Origin of the sequence: Bacillus sp. AFS018417 (genome assembly GCF_002560985.1) — a bacterium.
Classification (GTDB): Bacteria; Bacillota; Bacilli; order Bacillales; family Bacillaceae_G; genus Bacillus_A; species Bacillus_A rhizoplanae.
The window spans coordinates 97,023-118,187 of the sequence record NZ_NTTM01000032.1; the positions used below are offsets into that span (position 1 = coordinate 97,023).

The 21,165-nt window shown below is 36.7% G+C and carries 17 protein-coding genes; 15 read left to right on the plus strand and 2 right to left on the minus strand.

Annotated elements, in window-relative coordinates; all coding sequences use genetic code 11:
- Positions 1-21: 21 nt before the first annotated feature.
- The 14 genes from recA (at position 22) to mutL (ending at position 17,968) form a co-directional block, all read left to right on the plus strand.
- Positions 22-1,056, plus strand: coding sequence for a recombinase RecA (gene recA / locus CN326_RS14575; protein WP_098309729.1), 1,035 nt, complete (start codon positions 22-24; stop codon positions 1,054-1,056).
- 318 nt (positions 1,057-1,374) lie between these two features.
- A complete protein-coding gene (gene rny, locus CN326_RS14580; RefSeq protein ID WP_098309730.1) occupies positions 1,375-2,937 on the plus strand; it encodes a ribonuclease Y in 1,563 nt (520 codons plus the stop codon).
- Between the two features lie 183 nt (positions 2,938-3,120).
- The gene (locus CN326_RS14585) at positions 3,121-3,915 is read left to right on the plus strand and encodes a TIGR00282 family metallophosphoesterase (RefSeq protein WP_098309774.1); all 795 of its coding nucleotides are present in this window, start codon (positions 3,121-3,123) and stop codon (positions 3,913-3,915) included.
- A 149-nt stretch (positions 3,916-4,064) separates the two neighbouring features.
- Positions 4,065-4,325: a stage V sporulation protein SpoVS gene (gene spoVS, locus CN326_RS14590; protein ID WP_020059065.1), complete on the plus strand. Its 261-nt coding sequence runs from the start codon at positions 4,065-4,067 to the stop codon at positions 4,323-4,325.
- Positions 4,326-4,592: 267 nt separating this feature from the next.
- Positions 4,593-5,516 carry a dipeptidase gene (locus CN326_RS14595; RefSeq protein WP_098309731.1) on the plus strand — a complete coding sequence of 308 codons (924 nt, stop codon included), beginning with the start codon at positions 4,593-4,595 and terminating at the stop codon, positions 5,514-5,516.
- 256 nt (positions 5,517-5,772) lie between these two features.
- Complete coding sequence (locus CN326_RS14600; protein WP_098309732.1) at positions 5,773-7,530, plus strand: 2-oxoacid:acceptor oxidoreductase subunit alpha; 1,758 nt, start codon at positions 5,773-5,775, stop codon at positions 7,528-7,530.
- A complete protein-coding gene (locus tag CN326_RS14605) occupies positions 7,517-8,383 on the plus strand; it encodes a 2-oxoacid:ferredoxin oxidoreductase subunit beta (protein ID WP_098309733.1) in 867 nt (288 codons plus the stop codon). The genes CN326_RS14600 and CN326_RS14605 overlap by 14 nt, the downstream gene beginning before the upstream one ends.
- A gap of 328 nt (positions 8,384-8,711) precedes the next feature.
- Complete coding sequence (gene miaB, locus CN326_RS14610; RefSeq protein ID WP_098309734.1) at positions 8,712-10,241, plus strand: tRNA (N6-isopentenyl adenosine(37)-C2)-methylthiotransferase MiaB; 1,530 nt, start codon at positions 8,712-8,714, stop codon at positions 10,239-10,241.
- Positions 10,242-10,244: 3 nt separating this feature from the next.
- Positions 10,245-10,676 carry a YlbF/YmcA family competence regulator gene (locus CN326_RS14615; RefSeq protein ID WP_098309735.1) on the plus strand — a complete coding sequence of 144 codons (432 nt, stop codon included), beginning with the start codon at positions 10,245-10,247 and terminating at the stop codon, positions 10,674-10,676.
- A 206-nt stretch (positions 10,677-10,882) separates the two neighbouring features.
- A complete protein-coding gene (gene tnpA, locus CN326_RS14620) occupies positions 10,883-11,281 on the plus strand; it encodes an IS200/IS605 family transposase (RefSeq protein ID WP_098309736.1) in 399 nt (132 codons plus the stop codon).
- 11 nt (positions 11,282-11,292) lie between these two features.
- On the plus strand, positions 11,293-12,405 hold the full coding sequence (locus tag CN326_RS14625; RefSeq protein WP_098309737.1) for an RNA-guided endonuclease TnpB family protein: 1,113 nt from the start codon (positions 11,293-11,295) through the stop codon (positions 12,403-12,405).
- 282 nt (positions 12,406-12,687) lie between these two features.
- The gene (gene cotE / locus CN326_RS14630) at positions 12,688-13,239 is read left to right on the plus strand and encodes an outer spore coat protein CotE (protein WP_098309738.1); all 552 of its coding nucleotides are present in this window, start codon (positions 12,688-12,690) and stop codon (positions 13,237-13,239) included.
- A gap of 128 nt (positions 13,240-13,367) precedes the next feature.
- Positions 13,368-16,037: a DNA mismatch repair protein MutS gene (gene mutS, locus CN326_RS14635; RefSeq protein WP_098309739.1), complete on the plus strand. Its 2,670-nt coding sequence runs from the start codon at positions 13,368-13,370 to the stop codon at positions 16,035-16,037.
- 8 nt (positions 16,038-16,045) lie between these two features.
- Entirely contained in the window at positions 16,046-17,968 is a 1,923-nt protein-coding gene (gene mutL / locus CN326_RS14640; RefSeq protein ID WP_098309740.1) for a DNA mismatch repair endonuclease MutL, read from the plus strand.
- Positions 17,969-18,207: 239 nt separating this feature from the next.
- Here mutL and CN326_RS25105 read toward each other — a convergent pair whose 3' ends face one another.
- Positions 18,208-18,846, minus strand: a complete 639-nt coding sequence (locus CN326_RS25105) for a PQQ-dependent sugar dehydrogenase family protein (RefSeq protein WP_098309741.1) — start codon at positions 18,844-18,846, stop codon at positions 18,208-18,210.
- Between the two features lie 160 nt (positions 18,847-19,006).
- Here CN326_RS25105 and CN326_RS14650 point away from each other — a divergent pair, with 160 nt between their 5' ends.
- Positions 19,007-19,579, plus strand: a complete 573-nt coding sequence (locus CN326_RS14650; RefSeq protein ID WP_098309742.1) for a hypothetical protein — start codon at positions 19,007-19,009, stop codon at positions 19,577-19,579.
- Between the two features lie 121 nt (positions 19,580-19,700).
- On the opposite strand, the gene CN326_RS14655 is transcribed toward CN326_RS14650, so the two are convergent.
- Positions 19,701-20,723: an endonuclease/exonuclease/phosphatase family protein gene (locus CN326_RS14655; RefSeq protein WP_255258134.1), complete on the minus strand. Its 1,023-nt coding sequence runs from the start codon at positions 20,721-20,723 to the stop codon at positions 19,701-19,703.
- Positions 20,724-21,165 lie beyond the last annotated feature (442 nt).

Consider the following 21,165-nt stretch of genomic DNA (forward strand, 5'->3'; position numbering starts at 1 on the left):
AAGTTAAGGAGGAATTTTTGAATGAGTGATCGTCAAGCGGCTTTAGATATGGCGTTAAAACAAATAGAAAAACAATTCGGTAAAGGCTCTATTATGAAACTAGGAGAGCAAGCGGAACGAAAGATTTCTACTATATCAAGTGGTTCGTTAGCACTTGATGTTGCCCTTGGAGTTGGTGGTTATCCACGTGGCCGTGTTATTGAAATTTACGGACCTGAAAGTTCAGGTAAAACAACGGTTTCCTTACATGCGATTGCAGAAGTACAACGTCAAGGCGGACAAGCGGCGTTTATTGATGCAGAACATGCAATGGATCCTGTATATGCCCAAAAATTAGGTGTTAACATTGATGAATTACTATTATCTCAGCCAGACACAGGAGAACAAGGATTAGAAATTGCAGAGGCATTAGTACGAAGCGGTGCAATTGATATTATTGTTATTGACTCTGTAGCAGCACTTGTTCCAAAAGCAGAGATTGAAGGAGAAATGGGTGACTCTCACGTCGGTTTACAAGCACGTTTAATGTCACAAGCTCTTCGTAAATTATCTGGTGCAATTAATAAGTCAAAAACAATCGCAATCTTTATTAACCAAATTCGTGAAAAAGTTGGGGTTATGTTTGGAAATCCAGAAACAACTCCAGGTGGTCGTGCGTTGAAATTCTATTCAACAGTACGTCTTGAAGTGCGTCGTGCTGAGCAGTTAAAGCAAGGTAACGATATTGTTGGTAATAAAACAAAAGTGAAGGTAGTAAAAAATAAAGTAGCACCTCCTTTCCGCGTTGCAGAAGTTGATATTATGTACGGAGAAGGGATTTCAAGAGAAGGCGAAATTTTAGATATGGCTTCTGAACTTGATATCGTTCAAAAGAGCGGAGCTTGGTATTCTTATAATGAAGAACGCTTAGGACAAGGGCGTGAAAATGCGAAGCAATTCCTAAAAGAAAATCCAGAAGTTACAGATGAAATTGCATTCTTTATTCGTGAGCATCATGGCATTGGTGAAGAAGCGGCATCTGGAAGTGGAGAAGATATGAATCTTCTTGATGATTAAAAGACACGGTTTCGTGTCTTTTATTTTTCATCAGTGGTAAAGGAAGTAAAAGTAGACAAAGCTTGACAATGAAAATAGCGGTAGATACAATGATAATGTATATTTTTTCTTATATTATATACGATACACTCTTCTCAAGAAGAGAAGTAACATTCGGATAGGACTGATACTTTCCGAAATAAGCATATGTCTATTTTAATTGTGAAATGAAGAAAGTCCCTTAAAAAGGCGGGACGACAGTCATTGCTGTACGTTGCAAGCGCAAACAATGTACATCCATGCAGTCTTTTTTCATTCATAGCAAGAGGAGGTGAAATTATGAGTAATGTAGTTTGGCTACTCATCTCCATTTTGCTGGCCATCGTCAGTGCAGTTGTTGGATTTTTTGTTCGAAAGTCCATTGCAGAAGCGAAGATTAACGGTGCGGCCAATGAAGCGAAGCGTATTGTAGAAGATGCAAATCGTCAAGCAGAAGCACTGAAAAAAGAAGCGCTGTTAGAAGCAAAGGATGAAATTCATACACTTCGTACAGAAGCAGAATTAGAAATTCGTGACCGAAGAAGCGAGTTACAAAAACAAGAAAATCGTTTAATGCAAAAAGAAGAGAACCTTGATCGAAAAGACGAATCGCTTGAGAAAAGTCAGCAATTGTTAGAGAAGAAAGAGGAATCTCTTGTAGTAAGACAACAGCAGATTGAAGATTTGGAAAGCAAAGTGGGAGAGTTAGTACAAAAACAGCAAGATGAATTAGAGCGTATTTCTAGCCTAACGCGTGAGCAAGCAAGAGCCATTATCCTAGAAAAAGTTGAAAATGAAGTTTCGCATGAAATCGCTGTTATGGTAAAAGAAACTGAAATACGTGCAAAAGAAGAAGCAGATAAGAAAGCGAAAGAGATTTTATCTTTAGCTATGCAAAGATGTGCTGCTGATCACGTTGCTGAAACTACGGTTTCAGTTGTAAATCTTCCAAATGACGAGATGAAGGGACGTATTATCGGACGTGAAGGTCGTAATATTCGTACACTAGAAACGTTAACAGGTATTGATCTAATCATCGATGATACACCAGAAGCAGTAATCTTATCAGGCTTTGACCCAATTCGTCGTGAAACTGCTCGTATTGCTCTTGATAAACTTGTACAAGACGGCCGTATTCACCCAGCACGTATTGAAGAAATGGTTGAAAAATCAAGACGTGAAGTGGATGAGTATATTCGTGAAGTTGGAGAACAAACGACTTTTGAAGTAGGAGTACACGGGTTACATCCAGATTTAATTAAGATTTTAGGTCGTTTGAAATTTAGAACAAGCTACGGTCAAAATGTCTTAAAGCACTCTATGGAAGTTGCTTATTTAGCTGGACTAATGGCAGCTGAACTTGGTGAAGACGAAAAGCTTGCTCGTCGTGCTGGCTTATTACATGACATCGGAAAAGCAATCGATCATGAGGTTGAAGGCAGCCACGTTGAAATTGGTGTTGAGCTGGCGACAAAATATAAAGAGCATCCTGTTGTTATCAATAGTATTGCATCTCACCATGGCGATACTGAACCGACTTCTATCATCGCAGTTCTTGTGGCAGCGGCAGATGCACTGTCAGCAGCAAGACCTGGAGCACGAAGTGAGACGCTTGAAAATTATATTCGTCGTCTTGAAAAGCTTGAAGAGATTTCTGAGTCTTATGAAGGTGTTGAGAAATCCTATGCAATTCAAGCTGGACGTGAAGTTCGTATCTTAGTGAAACCAGATACAATTGATGATTTAGAGGCTCATCGTTTAGCGCGTGATATTCGAAAACGTATTGAAAATGAACTTGATTATCCAGGTCATATTAAAGTTACTGTTATTCGTGAAACACGTGCAGTTGAATACGCAAAATAAAGTGGTGGTGTTACACCACTTTATTTTTTTGTGTCGGGAATGGACACAATATAGAAAAGTATGTAGAATCGGAAACGATTCATGAGATAGAATAATGTAAGTAAATTCGTATTTTTCATAAGTAGAGATTGCTACTTATAAAACTAAACTACGAGGAAAGTATAGATGGAAAGGGTAAACACAATGAGAATTTTATTTGTTGGGGATGTAGTAGGCTCGCCAGGAAGAAGTATGATTCAAGATTACGTGCCTGCATTAAAGAAAAAATATACACCTACAGTTACGATTATTAATGGAGAAAATGCTGCAGGTGGACGTGGAATTACAGAGAAAATTTATCGTAACTTCTTAGAGTGCGGTGCACAGGCAGTTACACTTGGAAACCATGCATGGGATAACCGCGAAATTTTTGAATTTATCGATGATGCAAAGTACCTTGCAAGACCAGCAAATTTCCCGGAAGGAACACCAGGAAAAGGGCTTATTTTTGTAAATTGTAATGGTATAGAAGTTGCAGTGATTAATTTACAAGGTCGCACATTCCTTCCACCAATTGATTGTCCATTCCGTAAAGTGGATGAATTGATTAAGATTGCGAAAAAGCGTACGAATATTATTTTTATTGATTTTCATGCTGAAACAACGAGTGAAAAGCAAGCGCTTGGCTGGTATGTAGATGGACGCGCTACAGCGGTTGTTGGAACGCATACGCATGTTCCAACTGCGGATAATCGTATTTTACCAAAGGGAACAGCTTATATTACGGATGTTGGTATGACAGGTCCATATGATGGGATTTTAGGGATGGATCGCGAAGCGGTATTGAAGAAGTTTTTAACAAATCTTCCAGTACGATTTGAAGTAACGAATGGAAGAACACAGTTAAGTGCTGTGTTAATTGATGTGGATCCAAATACAGGAAAAGCTAAGAAAATTGATCGTATTTTAATTAATGATGACCAGCCATTTTTTGAATAAGAAACACAAAAGTTAGAAAATAAAATATATTTTAATTTTTAGAAAAATTACAGAATTTTAGCAGGAATATGAATCATTGCTCGTGAATATAAGTTAAAAGTGAATTCAATCGCTAATACTTTTTTTAAGAAACGAGGAGGAAACGAGCAATGGAAATATTAAAAGTTAAAGCAACTTCGGTACCTAACTCTGTAGCTGGTGCACTTGCTGGAGTTATTCGTGAGCGCGGTTCAGCAGAAATGCAAGCAATCGGTGCTGGTGCATTGAATCAAGCCGTGAAGGCAGTAGCAATTGCGAGAGGATTTGTAGCGCCGAGTGGTGTGGACTTGATTTGTATCCCAGCTTTCACAGATATTATGATTGATGGTGAAGAACGCACAGCGATTAAATTAATTGTAGAACCTCGTTAAATTGGATGACCTGTTTGCATTTGCAAACAGGTCATTTTTATCCCACATTAACGGGCAGTAAGACGCCCACCTCAAGATTCAGAGAAAATCGAAGAAGATAGATGGGGGATAACTGCTGGCATGCGCCCGATTGGTTTAACTAATAATCAGTGGGGGCTGAAAAAATCCTCACTGATTAAAGTTTCACTTTATCATTTTCTGTAAGAAGAGCTTCGCTTCAAATTGAATAGTAAATGAGGCTGGTTCTAGAAGAAGGGATGAAGAACATTGGAAATTTTTGATGCGCATTGTGATGTATTATGGCAGTTATGGATGGGAAAAGGAAAAAAATCTTTTCAAAATGATTCATCTTTACATATTACATACGATCAGTTAAAACAAAATGGCGGCAGTGTTCAATGTTTTGCGATTTATGTGCCGGAAGAAGTGCCATATGGACAACGATTTGCAGTTGCATTAGAGATGACAAATATATTTCACGAACAAATCTTGGCACTGCCGAATATAAAATGGATCAGGACAAAAGAAGATATTCAGCAATTAGGAAAAGATGAAATTGGAGCGCTTTTAACTTTAGAAGGATGCGATGCAATTGGAAATGAATTAGAGAAGCTGAAAACGTTGTATTATCTTGGGGTTCGTTCTGTTGGACTTACTTGGAACTATGCGAATTTAGTTGCTGACGGAGCATTAGAGTCCCGAGGCGGTGGTCTAACACTGTTTGGAAAAAAAGCAGTGGACGAGTTAAACCGTTACAAAGTATGGACAGATGTTTCACATCTGTCAGAGAAAGGATTTTGGGATGTGATAGAACTTGCAAATCATCTCATTGCTTCTCATTCGAATAGCTACGAGTTATGTCAGCATCCAAGAAACTTAACGAATGAACAAATAAAAGCATTAATCCAAAAAGATGGGATGATTGGGATAACATTTGTACCGATGTTTTTAGCTGCAAATAAGTCTGTTTGTATGGATGATATATTGCGCCATGTTGAGCATGTATGTATGCTTGGTGGAGAAAAGAATGTTGGATTTGGATCAGATTTTGATGGAATAACAGAAACAGTGGTACATGTAGAACGGTATGAACATTATGAATATGTCATAAATGAACTATTAAAACGATATAAAGAAGAACAAGTAAACAATTTCACATATCGTAATTTTATACACCACATTTCATTCTAAGTTACCCTTATACAAGAGGTTATAGAGGAAAATTAAATATTAGAAAATTTGAAAAATATTCGATAAAATTGTATCAAATTCTTGCATTTTTACAGTGGTAGAGCTAGAATTGTAAACGAATTAAGATTATGCAAAACATTTACTGAAATCAGAAGAGGTATAATTTGTGTCCATTGTAGTTTCTTGGCTCAAAAAGTGCTAAACTAGTACTGTAAAAAAATACACTACAATGTATGAAGCTAAAGGGGTGTAGGAGATGATTAGTCAACTTTCATGGAAAGTTGGAGGGCAACAAGGTGAAGGAATTGAAAGTACAGGAGAAATCTTTTGTATTGCATTAAACCGATTAGGTTATTATCTATATGGTTATCGCCACTTTTCATCACGAATTAAAGGTGGTCATACAAACAATAAAATTCGCGTAAGTACAACAGAAGTACGCGCAATATCAGATGATTTAGATATCTTAATTGCGTTTGATCAAGAAACAATTGACTTTAACTTCCACGAACTACGTCCAGGTGGGATTGTTGTTGCAGATGCAAAATTCAATCCAAGCATTCCAGAGGGAGCAGATGCAACATTATATGCGATTCCGTTTACGGATATTGCTTCTGAACTTGGTACATCTTTAATGAAAAACATGGTTGCGGTAGGAGCGTCTAGTGCTGTATTAGGATTAGACGAAAATGTATATTTAGAAGTTGTTGATGAGATTTTTGGTCGTAAAGGAGAGCAAGTTGTTGAGAAAAACATGGAAGCAATTAAACGCGGCTCTCAATATATGAAAGAATTGCTAGGCGAAAAAGTAAATATGATGCAACTTGAAAAAGCAGATGGAAAACAACGCATGTTTATGATTGGAAACGATGCAATCGCATTTGGCGCAGTAGCTGGTGGTGCTCGTTTTATGTCTGCTTATCCAATTACGCCTGCTTCTGAGATTATGGAATACTTAATTAAGAAGCTTCCAAAAGTAGGAGGAACTGTTATTCAAACTGAAGATGAAATCGCTGCTTGTACGATGGCAATCGGTGCAAACTATGCTGGTGTACGTACATTAACAGCGTCAGCAGGTCCTGGTTTATCTCTAATGATGGAAGCAATTGGTTTAGCTGGGATTACAGAAACACCTCTTGTTATCATTGATACACAACGTGGTGGGCCAAGTACTGGTTTGCCAACAAAACAAGAACAATCTGATTTAATGGCAATGATTTACGGTACGCATGGCGAGATTCCGAAAATCGTCATGGCACCAAGTACTGCTGAAGAAGCGTTCTATGATATTGTAGAAGCATTTAACTTAGCGGAAGAATATCAAGTTCCTGTAATCTTTTTAACAGATTTACAACTTTCTTTAGGCAAACAAACAGTAGAACCACTTCAATTAGAAAAGGTTGAAATTCGCCGTGGTAAACTTGATTTACATGCGGAGTTACCAGAGCGTGAAAATAAAGCATACTTCAAACGTTATGAAGTAACAGAAGATGGCATTTCACCACGTGTTGTACCTGGTATGAAAAATGGTATTCACCATGTAACAGGCGTAGAGCACGATGAAACAGGTAAACCATCAGAGTCAGCACTTAATCGCAATGCACAAATGGATAAACGTTTCCGAAAAATGGAAAATATTAAATTCAATACCCCTGTATATAAAAATGCTAAATATGATGACGCTGATGTATTATTAGTAGGCTTTAACTCAACTCGTGGTGCAATTGAAGAAGCGATGGAACGTTTAGAGCAAGAAGGGTTAAAAGTAAACCATGCTCATGTTCGCCTAATTCATCCGTTCCCAACAGCTGAAATGCTGCCACTTGTGAAGAGTGCAAAACGTGTTGTCGTTGTAGAAAACAATGCAACTGGACAGCTTGCTAATATTATGAAGATGAATCTTGGCCACGGTGAGAAAATTTCTAACCTATTGAAATATGACGGAAATCCATTCTTACCGAAAGAAATTTACAACGAATGCAAAAAAGGGGTTGTTTTAAATGGCAACATTTAAGGACTTTCGTAATAGTGTAAAGCCAAACTGGTGTCCAGGTTGTGGGGACTTCTCAGTACAAGCGGCAATTCAACGTGCGGCTGCAAATGTAGGCTTGAATCCTGATGAATTAGCGGTTATTTCTGGTATCGGATGTTCCGGCCGTATCTCTGGTTATATTAACTCTTACGGTGTTCATAGTATTCATGGACGTGCCCTTCCAATTGCACAAGGTGTAAAAATGGCAAATCGTGATTTAACAGTTATTGCCTCTGGTGGTGACGGTGACGGTTTTGCAATCGGTATGGGACATACAATTCATTCTATTCGTCGTAATATTGATATTACGTACATTGTTATGGATAACCAAATTTACGGTTTAACAAAAGGCCAAACTTCTCCTCGTAGTGAAGCGGGCTTTAAAACAAAAAGTACGCCGCAAGGGTCGATTGAGCCAGCACTATCTGTAATGGAAATGGCATTAACTGCTGGAGCAACGTTCGTAGCACAAAGTTTCTCTAGTGACTTAAAAGAATTAACACAGCTAATTGAAGCTGGTATTCAACATAAAGGGTTCTCACTTATTAACGTATTTAGCCCATGTGTAACTTATAACAAGGTAAATACGTATGATTGGTTTAAAGAGAATTTAACAAAGCTTAGCGAAGTAGAAGGATATGATCCATCTAATCGTATGGTTGCTATGCAAACATTAATGGAAAACAAAGGGTTAGTAACAGGTTTAATTTATCAAAATACAGTGCAACCTTCTTACCAAGAGCTTGTAAAAGGATATAGTGAAAAACCATTAGTTCATGCTGATTTGCAAATGGACCAAAAAATGTTTGATGAACTTGTAGCAGAATTTATGTAATATATGAAGGCTATCGAAATTTCGATAGCCTTTTCTAATGCAAAGTTATGATAAAGTATCTTTGTGATGGGGGATACTTCCTTTACTAAGAAAATTCAGAATGATAGAATAATAAATAAGAGTTACATTATATACGAGCTCTTCACCTCCCTTTAGTATCAGGTAAAATCGTTCATGAATGCAAGGCCTCTCTATTGTTTAATTTGACTGAACGCTTTATACTATAATAATGTGTATAGGAATGAAGCGATAGGCTTTTTATAAAGACAAAATAAACAACAACTAAAAGTCAAAACTGTGTATATGTAAGGTTGAAAGGAGATTATTCATGAACGAAGAGCAACGATTAGCAGGTCAACAAGCAACTTCAACTACTAAAAAAGCAGAAAAAGATTACAGTAAATATTTTGAAAGTGTATATCAGCCACCTTCTTTAAAGGATGCGAAAACACGCGGAAAAGAAGAAATTAAAATTGAGCGTGATTTTGGCTTACCTGAAGAGTTTCGCAATTTTGGTACAGGAAGAAAGTTCTATATCCGTACTTATGGATGTCAAATGAATGAGCATGATACGGAAGTAATGGCCGGTATCTTTACAACTCTTGGATATGAACCAACATTCTCTACAGAAGATGCAGATGTGATTTTATTAAATACATGTGCAATTCGTGAAAACGCTGAAAATAAAGTATTCGGGGAACTTGGACATTTAAAATCTTTAAAACAAAGAAATCCTGATCTTTTAGTCGGTGTTTGCGGTTGTATGTCACAAGAAGAATCTGTCGTAAACAAAATTATGCAAAAACATCAGCATGTAGATATGGTATTCGGTACACATAACATTCACCGTTTACCATACATTTTAAAAGATGCTATGTTCTCGAAAGCGACAGTTGTTGAAGTATGGTCAAAAGAAGGAGATGTCATTGAGAATCTTCCGAAAGTACGTCGCGGGGACATTAAAGCGTGGGTAAACATTATGTACGGATGTGACAAATTCTGCACATATTGTATTGTACCGTATACTCGCGGTAAAGAGCGTAGCCGTCGTCCAGAGGACATTATTAAAGAAGTACGTCATTTAGCGGCAAATGGTTATAAAGAAATTACACTACTTGGTCAAAACGTAAATGCATACGGAAAAGACTTTGAAGATATGGAATATGGTTTAGGAGATCTTATGGATGAACTTCGTAAGATTGACGTAGCACGTATTCGTTTTACAACAAGCCATCCGCGCGACTTTGATGATTATTTAATTGAAGTACTTGGAAAAGGCGGCAATTTAGTTGAACACATTCACTTGCCAGTACAATCTGGAAGTACGGATATGTTGAAAATTATGGCACGTAAATACTCACGTGAGCATTATTTAGAACTTGTACGTAAAATTAAAGAAGCGATTCCAAATGTAGTACTAACGACTGATATTATCGTCGGTTTCCCAAATGAAACAGATGAACAATTTGAAGAAACGATGTCGTTATATCGCGAAGTAGGTTTCGATAGTGCATATACATTTATTTATTCACCACGTGAAGGCACACCAGCTGCTAAAATGCAGGATAATGTACCGATGGAAGTGAAAAAAGAACGCTTGCAACGTTTAAATGCGTTAGTAAATGAATTTTCTGCGAAGAAGAATAAAGCGTATGAAGGACAAATTGTTGAAGTGCTTGTTGATGGAGAGAGTAAAAATAATCCTGATGTACTTGCAGGTTATACACGTGCCAATAAACTTGTAAACTTCGTAGCTCCAAAATCTGTAATCGGTCAGCTTGTAAAAGTGAAAATAACAGAAGCAAAAACTTGGTCTCTAAACGGGGAATTGGTTGAGGAGCCGATCGAGGTGAAATAATAGATGAAAATCTTTACAAAAGATGAAATTGTAGAGCAAGCGAAGGAATTAGCAAAAATGATTTCTGAAACAGAAGAAGTTGATTTCTTTAAACGTGCAGAAGCGCAAATTCATAAAAATGAGAATGTAAAACGCACGATTGATGAAATTAAAGCTTTGCAAAAACAAGCAGTGAATCTACAACATTATGGGAAATGGGAAGCGCTAAAAAAAGTAGAATCAGAAATTGATGCGTTGCAAGATAAACTGGATGAAATTCCAGTTGTACAGCAGTTCAAATCTTCTCAAACATATGTAAATGATTTATTGCAGCTTGTCGCAAGTACAATTTCAAACAAGGTCACAGATGAAATTTTAATTTCAACTGGCGGCGATGTATTAAAAGGAGAAACAGGTGCTGAAGTAGCAAATAAAAAAGGCACATGTGGCTGTTAAAAGAGATGTCGAATTCGACATCTCTTTTTGTTTCATTTTAACGCTTTACCCGAAAGAATTCTCCTTCCTCAAGCGTGTGCAGGGCGATGGCTCAACGGTAGGTGGGAGATGAATTTCAGTTTGACATTAGCCAAAAAGTACTTGCTATTATTTTTATTTTCACTTTGATATAATCAGTCTTATAAAGCATAAAGGTTGGTATATCAATGGAATTAGATAGTAATAATCATTCAGTATTCTCACTTTATTATCATCTTATATTAGTTGTGAAATATAGAAGAAATGTATTTGATGATGATATGTCTAACTATGCAAAGGATATGTTTATAAGGCTTTCAGAAAGCTATAACATAACTTTAGTTGAGTGGAATTATGACAATGACCATGTTCATATTTTATTCAAAGCACATCCAAATACAGAAATAACAAAGTTCATCAATGCGTATAAAAGTGCCAGTTCTCGACTAATCAAGAGAGACTTTCCACAAGTGAAAAAGAAACTTTGGAAAGAGATGTTTTGGTCAAGAAGTTTTTGCTTACTCACTACTGGTGGTTCACCAATAGAAGTAGTAAAAAAGTATATCGAAAATCAAGGTGAAAAGTGAGGTGAAATGATATGACAATACATAATAAAGCGTACAAATTTCGTTTGTATCCAACAGAACAACAAGCACATCTTATACGTAAAACTTTTGGGTGTGTACGATTTGTATACAATAAGATGTTAGCTGAACGAAAAGAAGTGTATGAGAAGCACAAAGGGAATAAAGAAGAACTAAAGAAACAAAAATTTCCTACTCCTGCAAAGTACAAGGCGGAGTTTGAATGGTTAAAAGAAGTGGATTCATTAGCATTAGCGAATGCTCAATTAAACTTGCAAACTGCTTATAAAAATTTCTTTAGCGGTCAAAATGGCTTCCCAACGTTCAAAAGCAAAAAGGCTAGAAAATCTTATACAACGAATATGGTCAACGGAAATATTATGTTGCTGAATGGTCATATCAAATTACCAAAATTGAAGCTTGTAAAGATCAAACAACATAGAGAAATACCTCAGGACCATGTGATTAAATCATGCACGATTTCCATGACACCTACTGGGAAATACTATGTATCTATCTTGACTGAGTATGAAAAAGAAATCGTGCAGAAAAAAGTGGAAACGGTTGTTGGATTAGACTTTGCTATGTCTGAATTATATGTTAGTAGTGAGAATGAGAAAGCCAATTATCCTCGCTTCTACCGTCAAGTATTAGAAAGATTAGCAGAGGCCCAACGAGTATTATCAAGACGTACAAAAGGCTCAGAGCGTTGGAATAGGCAACGTATTCGTGTAGCTAAATTGCATGAAAAAGTAGCAAATCAACGTAAGAACTTCCATCATCATAAGTCAAAAGAATTAGCTAACAACTTTGATGTTGTAGCAATCGAAGACTTGAACATGAAAGGAATGTCACGAGCACTTAGCTTTGGAAAAAGTGTTACTGATAATGGGTGGGGGATGTTCACGGCTTTTTTAGCCTATAAGTTACAAGAACAAGGCAAACAACTTGTGAAAATTGATAAATGGTTTCCTTCTACAAAGACATGTAGTAGTTGTGGAAGCGTAAAGGATCTAGCACTATCTGAACGAGTGTATGTTTGTGATTGTGGTACGTCAATAGATAGAGATTATAATTCTGCAATCAACATCAAAAATGAAGCTATACGCTTGTTAGCATTATCATAAATCGTATCAAAAAACCTATGGAACATGGGAGATAGCTCGCGGTCTTACGACTAATTCGTTAGCTAATAAAAGTAACGACTAACCGAGAAGCCCCCACTTCAAACAGCTCGTAAGAGCATTAAGTGGCGGGTAGTTCACTAGGCAATAATGTATTATCTCCTTCTAGAAAGTAGAAGTTTCACGTTACATAATGAACAGGACAGAGCATTTGCAAAAAAGAATAACACATTCCGCATTTGTCCCGCATATAATAAATTGAACATTCATTGAGGAGGGGTTCGTATGTCTGAATTTAGAGAAATTATTACGAAAGCAGTTGTGGGAAAAGGGCGTAAGTATATGAAAACAACCCACACTGTTACACCGAATCATCCGCCGACAAGTATTTTGGGGTGTTGGGTTATTAACCATGCATATGAAGCAAATAAAAATGGAAAGTATGTAGAAATCGAAGGATTCTACGATATTAACACATGGTATTCGTATGAAGAAAATACGAAAACAGAAGTCGTGACAGAGCGTGTGCATTACACAGATGATGTGAACATTGGTTATCGTGATAAGAACTTTTCTGGGGAAGATTTAGAAATTGTTGCACGTGTCGTACAACATCCAAATTGTTTAGAAGCTGTTATTTCACCAAATGGAAACAAAATGGCTGTCACTGTGGAACGGGAATTTGTAATAGAAGTCGTGGGTGAAACAAAAATTTGTGTGAGTGTGAATCCGGAGGGCTGTCAAGAAGATGATCAGCAATTTGAAGTTGAAGTTGAAGTAGATGATGACGAGTTTGAAGAACTTGATCCGAACTTTATCCTAGAGGAAGAAGAATAAGTCGAAGCTAGGGAGAATCTCTTCCTAGCTTTTTGTATATGTTTCAGATGATGGAACAAAATCATTCGTGTATAATTGTGTTATAATATATTTTTAAAGTGAAAAAGAAAGACGTATGGGGGATCAAAATGGCACAGTACACGCCGATGATGCAGCAATATTTAAAAATCAAGGCAGATTATCAAGATGCCTTTTTATTTTTTCGATTAGGCGATTTTTATGAGATGTTTTTTGAGGATGCTGTAAAAGCAGCACATGAACTTGAAATTACATTGACGAGTCGCGATGGGGGCGGGAGCGAACGGATTCCGATGTGCGGGGTACCGTATCACGCTGCGAAAAACTACATTGAACAACTGATTGAAAAAGGATATAAAGTAGCAATTTGTGAACAAGTTGAAGATCCAAAAACAGCAAAAGGTGTTGTGCGCCGTGAAGTTGTTCAGTTAATTACGCCAGGAACGATGATGGAAGGTCGTACAATAGATGAAAAGGAAAATAATTTTCTCGCAGCACTAGCACATTTTGAAGATGGTTCCTATACATTAGCATGTAATGACTTAACAACAGGTCAAAATACAGTAACATTGTTAACTGGAACACTTGAAGATGTATTACTAGAAGTATATGCAACGGGTGCGAAAGAGATTGTCGTATCTTCCACGTTCTCTAAGGAAGAATTGGACAAGATGTTAGCAACATTAAAAATGACGGTTTCATATGAGGAAGAAACGAAAATTCCAGAGAGTCTTAGACACCTCGTTCAAAATGTAACGCAAACGAAATTAATTGCAGCAGTTGGACGTTTATTTAACTATGTTTTACGAACACAAAAACGTTCACTAGATCACCTGCAACCGGTTGAAATTTATTATACAAATCAATTTATGAAGATTGATGTTCACTCTAAACGTAATTTGGAGCTAACAGAAACCATTCGAACAAAAGAAAAAACAGGCTCCCTATTATGGTTGTTAGATAAAACAAAAACAGCAATGGGTGGACGAATGTTAAAACAGTGGATGGAACGCCCACTCATTCAAAAAGAAAAAATTGAAGAACGTTTAGAGATGGTTGAAACGTTTGTGAACGATTATTTCTTACGTGAAGATTTAAAAGAAAAATTAAAAGAAGTATACGACTTAGAACGGTTAGCAGGAAAAGTTTCATATGGAAATGTCAATGCACGTGATTTACTGCAATTAAAGCGTTCCTTAATGCAAGTTCCGGCTATTTTAGAGGCAGTTAGTCTGTTAGATAATTCTTATGCTGCAAACTTAATTCAAGGTGCTGATCCTTGTGAAAGCTTAACGGCGTTATTAGAGAGAAGTATTCAAGAAAATCCGCCACTTTCTATAAAAGATGGTGACATTATAAAAGACGGTTATAGTGAGAAATTAGATCAATATCGCTACGTAAGTAAAAACGGAAAAACATGGATTGCAGAGCTTGAAAAACGTGAGCGTGATATAACAGGAATTAAATCATTAAAGATTGGTTACAACCGTATTTTTGGTTATTATATTGAAGTTACAAAAGCAAACCTTACCGCACTTCCAGAAGGACGCTATGAACGAAAACAAACACTTGCGAATGCAGAGCGTTTTATTACAGACGAATTAAAAGAAAAAGAAACATTGATTTTAGAAGCAGAAGAAAAAATCGTTCAGTTAGAATATGATTTATTCACGGCTCTTCGCGAAGAAGTGAAAGTGTTTATTCCGAAGTTACAGCAATTAGCGAAAATTATTAGTGAACTAGACGTCCTTCAAAGCTTTGCAACTGTAAGTGAAGAAGAACAATTTGTAAAACCAATATTAACGAGTAAACGAGAAATCTTTATTAAAGATGGCCGTCATCCGGTCGTTGAAAAAGTATTAAACGGCAAGTTGTATGTTCCAAATGATTGTATAATGCCTGAAAATATGGATGTTTTTTTAATTACTGGTCCAAATATGTCCGGTAAAAGTACGTATATGCGTCAATTAGCACTTATTACTGTTATGTCGCAAATCGGTTGCTTTGTACCAGCAGCAGAAGCTGTACTCCCTGTGTTTGACCAAATCTTTACGAGAATTGGGGCAGCAGATGATTTAATTTCAGGCCAAAGTACGTTTATGGTTGAAATGTTAGAAGCAAAAAATGCGATTGCGAATGCATCGGAAAGAAGCTTAATTTTATTTGATGAAATTGGTCGTGGTACATCTACGTATGACGGTATGGCATTAGCGCAAGCAATCATTGAGCATATTCATGATCAAATTGGTGCGAAAACGTTATTTTCAACACACTATCATGAATTAACAGTGTTAGAAGAAAGTTTAGATCAACTGAAAAATGTGCATGTTTCAGCGATTGAAGAAAACGGAAAAGTTGTCTTCTTGCATAAAATTCAAGAAGGAGCAGCAGATAAGAGTTACGGAATTCACGTTGCCCAGCTTGCAGAGCTGCCAGATAGCTTAATCGCTCGTGCCAAAGAAGTATTAGCGCAGCTTGAAGGTCAAGAGGAAGTAACCATTCCAAAACGAACGGAAGTCAAAGTTCCAGAAGAAATCGTACAAGAACCTGTAGTCGTGAAAGAAGAACTAGAGGCATTGCCGCAAGAAGAAGTGGAAGAAGAATCACAGCTATCCTTCTTTGCGGTGGAACAAACAGCGGAAAAAGAAGATAAGTTTGTACTCGATTCAAAAGAAACAGCAGTATTAACACAAATCAAAAAAATAGATTTACTAGATATGACACCGCTAGAAGCATTAAATGAACTGTACCGTTTACAGAAAAAGTTGAAGAAAGGATGAGTAAGTAGATGGGGAAAATTCGCAAACTCGATGATCAACTTTCTAACTTAATTGCAGCGGGAGAAGTAGTAGAACGACCTGCTTCAGTTGTAAAAGAACTTGTCGAAAATTCCATCGATGCGAATAGTACATCTATTGAAATCCACTTAGAAGAAGCTGGATTATCGAAAATTCGCATCATCGATAATGGAGATGGAATTGCTGAAGAAGACTGTATCGTTGCTTTTGAACGACATGCAACAAGTAAAATTAAAGATGAAAATGATTTGTTTCGTATTCGGACGCTTGGTTTTCGTGGTGAAGCATTGCCGAGTATTGCGTCTGTTAGTGAATTAGAGTTAGTAACGAGCACAGGGGATGCGCCAGGAACACACCTTGTTATTAAAGGTGGCGAGATTTTGAAACAAGAAAAAACAGCCAGCCGTAAAGGAACAGATATTACGGTTCAAAACCTGTTTTTTAACACACCAGCACGTTTAAAATATATGAAAACGATTCATACAGAGCTTGGAAACATAACGGATATTGTATACCGCATTGCTCTATCACATCCAGAGGTCTCTCTGCGTTTGTTTCACAATGAGAAAAAACTGCTTCATACATCAGGAAATGGTGATGTAAGACAAGTTCTTGCTGCAATTTACAGCATTCAAGTCGCGAAAAAACTAATTCCAATTGAAGCAGAATCGCTAGACTTTACGATTCGTGGTTATGTAACGTTGCCAGAAGTAACGCGTGCATCTCGTAACTATATGTCAACGATTGTAAATGGTCGTTACGTCCGGAACTATGTCTTAATGAAAGCTGTGCAGCAAGGCTATCACACATTGCTACCTGTTGGACGCTATCCGATTGGCTTTTTATCAATTGAAATGGATCCGATGTTAGTTGATGTGAACGTTCATCCAGCAAAACTAGAGGTTCGCTTCAGTAAAGAACAGGAACTATTGCAGCTTATTGAAAAAGCATTGCAAGATGCTTTTAAAAAGATTCAACTCATTCCTGATGCTGGTGTTACGACAAAGAAAAAAGAAAAAGATGAAAGTGTTCAGGAACAGTTTCAATTTGAGCATACAAAACCGAAAGAACCATCGATGCCAAATATTGTTTTACCAAGTGGAATGGATGAGCAAGAAGAAGAAAAGCCAAAGCAACAGTCACCGCTTTGGAATCCACCAAAGCAAGAATGGCAGCCACCACAATCTCTCGTAAAAGAAGAAAACAATTGGCAACCGTCCAAGCCAATTGTAGAAGAACCGCTTCCACAAGAGAATGAGTGGGAAGAGCGTGAGGAAGATTTTGAGTTAGAAGAACGGGAAGAAATGCAAGAAATCGAAATGAACGGAAACGATTTACCACCGCTTTATCCAATTGGGCAAATGCACGGAACATATATTTTTGCTCAAAACGATAAAGGGTTATATATGATTGATCAGCATGCAGCTCAGGAGCGCATTAACTATGAATATTTCCGTGATAAAGTAGGACAAGTTGCACCAGAGGTACAAGAATTACTCGTTCCATATAGAATTGATCTATCACTCAATGAATTTTTACGAGTAGAAGAACAACTAGAAGAACTGAAAAAAGTAGGATTATTCCTAGAGCAATTCGGTCATCAATCGTTCATTGTACGCTCACATCCAACATGGTTTCCAAAAGGACAAGAAATGGAAATCATTGATGAAATGATGCAGCAAGTATTGAAATTGAAAAAAGTTGATATTAAAAAACTGCGCGAAGAAGCAGCCATTATGATGAGCTGCAAGGCATCTATTAAAGCAAATCAATATTTAACGAACGATCAAATCTTCGCCTTATTAGAAGAACTGCGAACAACAACAAATCCTTATACATGCCCGCATGGCAGACCGATTATTGTGCATCATTCGACTTATGAACTGGAGAAGATGTTTAAGAGGGTAATGTAGGGGATTTATTCAAATGGAAAAAAGTCCGCTACTAGGTGTTGATAAGATAAATTTGAATCCATATAATGAAAAAACGCTTCAGACCAGACTACTGAAGCGTTTTTTATTTGAATCCAGATAGTTATTTAGTACTACTGAATCATCATTTAAATAAATCTGTTATAGGAGAGGCCAATGCTTCATTAATAAACCAAGAATTAGAGGATAATTCTTCATAAAGTGAATATTGCCAAGTGTTTTTAGCTAGCCTTTATAATTCCTTTTATATACTCTCCTTTATAGGGTAGAACACCAAAGGGAGAGAATGCGCCTGTCCATACTTGCTCACTTGAAACATCAGATAAATAATTCTTTGTTCTAAAGGTTTGTCCGACTAGCGGAATGGAGGAACCGGGATGATCATGAAAGAAAGGGTATTGCTTCACCCAACGGCTATTATCCTCACCAACAACACCGGAATTTGTCGCCGTTCCTTGCCCAAAATACATTTTTCCATCTGGCCCAAAAATAACACGGTTGTTATGATGATCCCCAAAGCTGGGTAATCCTAAAATAATATCCTTCTTAGAGCCGTCTGGTTTTACAATAGTAATAAATCCTCGATGTGCAACATAGATGTTATCTTTGTAAAAAGTAATACCTGTAAGCGAAGGTTTAAATCCCTCAGCTATTACCTTTGTTCCGGTTGGGGTAAGCATTAACACCTTGCCATTTCCTGAAGCAATTCCGGCATCTGCAATTAGTATTTCCCATTGATCTGTAAACGTTAAATTAATGGGAGTTGTAAGGCTTTCAGCAAATACTTCGACTCTATATCCTGAAGGAACTAAAATATCTTCTGGTTTAATAATTCTTTTAATTGTATTAGTACGATACATCGTATCCCCCTTAGAAAAAGCTTCTATTTTTAATTATTCATAGAGGAGTAGTCCTCATTACAATTGATTGAAAAGAATGACTGACAAGTAATACTGCATAAAACGCAAGGCAATGAATAGTATAGGAAGTGGCAAATGGGATATTTGAGGGGGGATTTCAATGAAATGGTTTGTTCGTTATTGGTGTCGATCAATGATAGGGACAGGTTCACATTTTCTTCATGTAAGAAAGATGGCCCTTGCAACCCAGTTGGTAATCATAGCCTTATTGAGTACATTTGCTACCATGTTTCAATCAGCAGGGGGCATTATGCCGGGGATAGGATTTCTGATTAGTTGTCTAGCGACATTACCTATTTTTTTAGCTACTTGCTTTTCTATTCGTCAAGGAATCCTTTCTTATATCCTTACGATTTTCCTCTTATTTATTATCCAGCCGAGTGAACTTATTATCTTTCCCTTTACCACAGGTTTATTAGGTGTAACGCTGAGTGTGGCTTTTTTACAATTGAAGAGGAGAATTGTGGTCGTTTCTTTTTCAGCAGCATGTTTACTCTTGGGAATTATGATTATCCTGTACGTATTGCATTTTCCAGTGTTAGGTCCTACGGTTGATACAACTATGGATCCAAAGGTTATTGCATTAATATTTATATTAAGTTTTCTTTACTGCTGGATTTTCGCAGAGATTTGTAGAATGTTCATAAATAGGTTGTATCAGGTGCTGTCTTGAAATTGGGGTGGAGGTCTTTTCAAATGAATAAGCGTTGTAATAACTTAGAAAAGTCCCTTCAGAAATCTGAGGGGACTTTTCATTCACGTAATCAATGTTATCGATAGTTCCTTATTAGAGGTTAGTTTTTGCCTACTCCATTATTAAACGGCGTTTTTTTTGTCAGTACGAGCTCTGCAGTAATTGGTAAATGATCAGATGCAAGAGTGTCTATGACTTCCCCAGTACGAATTTTGACATCTTCAGAAGTAAAAATATAGTCGATGCGACTTGTTGGTTTATCTGCAGGAATAGTATAGTCCTCATTTTGACCGAGTTCGGCAAATACGTCTTTATATTGTGCAGTCATCTTTAGAATTTCCGCGCTTTTAGGGGCGGCATTGAAGTCTCCCGCAAAGATTTTTGTTCCTTCTTTTTGTTTTGCAATGTCGAGTATTTCTCTTATCTGCAGATCCCTTTGTTCTGACCTTCTATGATCAAGGTGAGTGTTGTAGAAATGAATGTGGTTTCCTTTTACGTTAATCACAGTTTCCAAAAGACCGCGCTGCTCTGTCGGGTTTACTGGATATGGAATATTAGTGAGCAGATGATTTTGAGAAGAAAGGATAGGATATTTGCTTAACACGGCCGTTCCATATTGCCGACGCTGTTCTCCTTCCTGTAAAGGTTCATAGTCAAGATTTGCAGCATATGCATAGTGCATTCCTAAATAATTTGCTAACCATTTTGCTTGATCTTCGAAATTACTGCGCTTCGAAAAATGATTATCTACTTCTTGCAAACCGATAATATCAGCATCTGATTGTTTAATAACTTCTGCAATTCTTTTCAAGTCCAAAATAGCATCTGTACCTTCTCCATGATGAATATTATAAGACATGACTTTAATTCCAACCTCGTTACCTCTTTCAAATACGGGCGGTTCTGCCGCAAGCGTTTTACTGTTGTACGAGAACATAGGAATCAGCAATAAAATAAAAGCAAAAATAAATGATTTCTTAAACAAGTCTAACACCCTCTCAAAGTTTTCTATTAAATTACTTTTAAATAGTAAAATATTTTTATTGTCAAAATATAAGAATTTTGTAAAAACTGTGTAAAAATCCCTTGAATTTGAGAGACTGAAAAACTCATATGTAAACAAAAACAATATTATCCTTTAACAGAAATTTTTATAATGAATACTATATACATGTGAGATTTACATAGCATTTCATTATCAGTAGTCAATCTATCTAGAAAAATAGAAAATCCCCCCTCAGAAAATCTGAAGGGAATTTCTATTTTTTATATGAAAAATAAAATATTCTACAATTTAATACAAAAAACGACTAAAAAGATAAAATTTTCTGTTTTTTTGTTGCAACATGACGATTTTCATGTTATTATAAAAGCAATCACACGATAGGTGGTGATATCCCCATAAAATTAACAGAATATTCAAAAAAGTGCGTAATTATGAGTCGTTATCGTTATTTTCTTTCTTCTTGCATTTCCCTACAAAAAGAGTATTTTTAAGATTATTTTTGTAGGGAAATAAAAAACATTCCCTTTAGAGAATGTTTTACTACCATCACTTCTAATAT

What these genes read in the sequence shown, in the direction of transcription:
- CN326_RS25105 (WP_098309741.1), bottom strand. Translation starts at nt 18,846, where the DNA reads ATGTATCGTACTAATACAATTAAAAGAATTATTAAACCAGAAGATATT.
- spoVS (WP_020059065.1), top strand. Translation starts at nt 4,065, where the DNA reads ATGGAAATATTAAAAGTTAAAGCAACTTCGGTACCTAACTCTGTAGCT.
- CN326_RS14605 (WP_098309733.1), top strand. Translation starts at nt 7,517, where the DNA reads ATGGCAACATTTAAGGACTTTCGTAATAGTGTAAAGCCAAACTGGTGT.
- mutS (WP_098309739.1), top strand. Translation starts at nt 13,368, where the DNA reads ATGGCACAGTACACGCCGATGATGCAGCAATATTTAAAAATCAAGGCA.
- cotE (WP_098309738.1), top strand. Translation starts at nt 12,688, where the DNA reads ATGTCTGAATTTAGAGAAATTATTACGAAAGCAGTTGTGGGAAAAGGG.
- CN326_RS14625 (WP_098309737.1), top strand. Translation starts at nt 11,293, where the DNA reads ATGACAATACATAATAAAGCGTACAAATTTCGTTTGTATCCAACAGAA.
- CN326_RS14615 (WP_098309735.1), top strand. Translation starts at nt 10,245, where the DNA reads ATGAAAATCTTTACAAAAGATGAAATTGTAGAGCAAGCGAAGGAATTA.
- rny (WP_098309730.1), top strand. Translation starts at nt 1,375, where the DNA reads ATGAGTAATGTAGTTTGGCTACTCATCTCCATTTTGCTGGCCATCGTC.
- CN326_RS14650 (WP_098309742.1), top strand. Translation starts at nt 19,007, where the DNA reads ATGAAATGGTTTGTTCGTTATTGGTGTCGATCAATGATAGGGACAGGT.
- miaB (WP_098309734.1), top strand. Translation starts at nt 8,712, where the DNA reads ATGAACGAAGAGCAACGATTAGCAGGTCAACAAGCAACTTCAACTACT.
- recA (WP_098309729.1), top strand. Translation starts at nt 22, where the DNA reads ATGAGTGATCGTCAAGCGGCTTTAGATATGGCGTTAAAACAAATAGAA.
- mutL (WP_098309740.1), top strand. Translation starts at nt 16,046, where the DNA reads ATGGGGAAAATTCGCAAACTCGATGATCAACTTTCTAACTTAATTGCA.
- CN326_RS14600 (WP_098309732.1), top strand. Translation starts at nt 5,773, where the DNA reads ATGATTAGTCAACTTTCATGGAAAGTTGGAGGGCAACAAGGTGAAGGA.
- tnpA (WP_098309736.1), top strand. Translation starts at nt 10,883, where the DNA reads ATGGAATTAGATAGTAATAATCATTCAGTATTCTCACTTTATTATCAT.
- CN326_RS14585 (WP_098309774.1), top strand. Translation starts at nt 3,121, where the DNA reads ATGAGAATTTTATTTGTTGGGGATGTAGTAGGCTCGCCAGGAAGAAGT.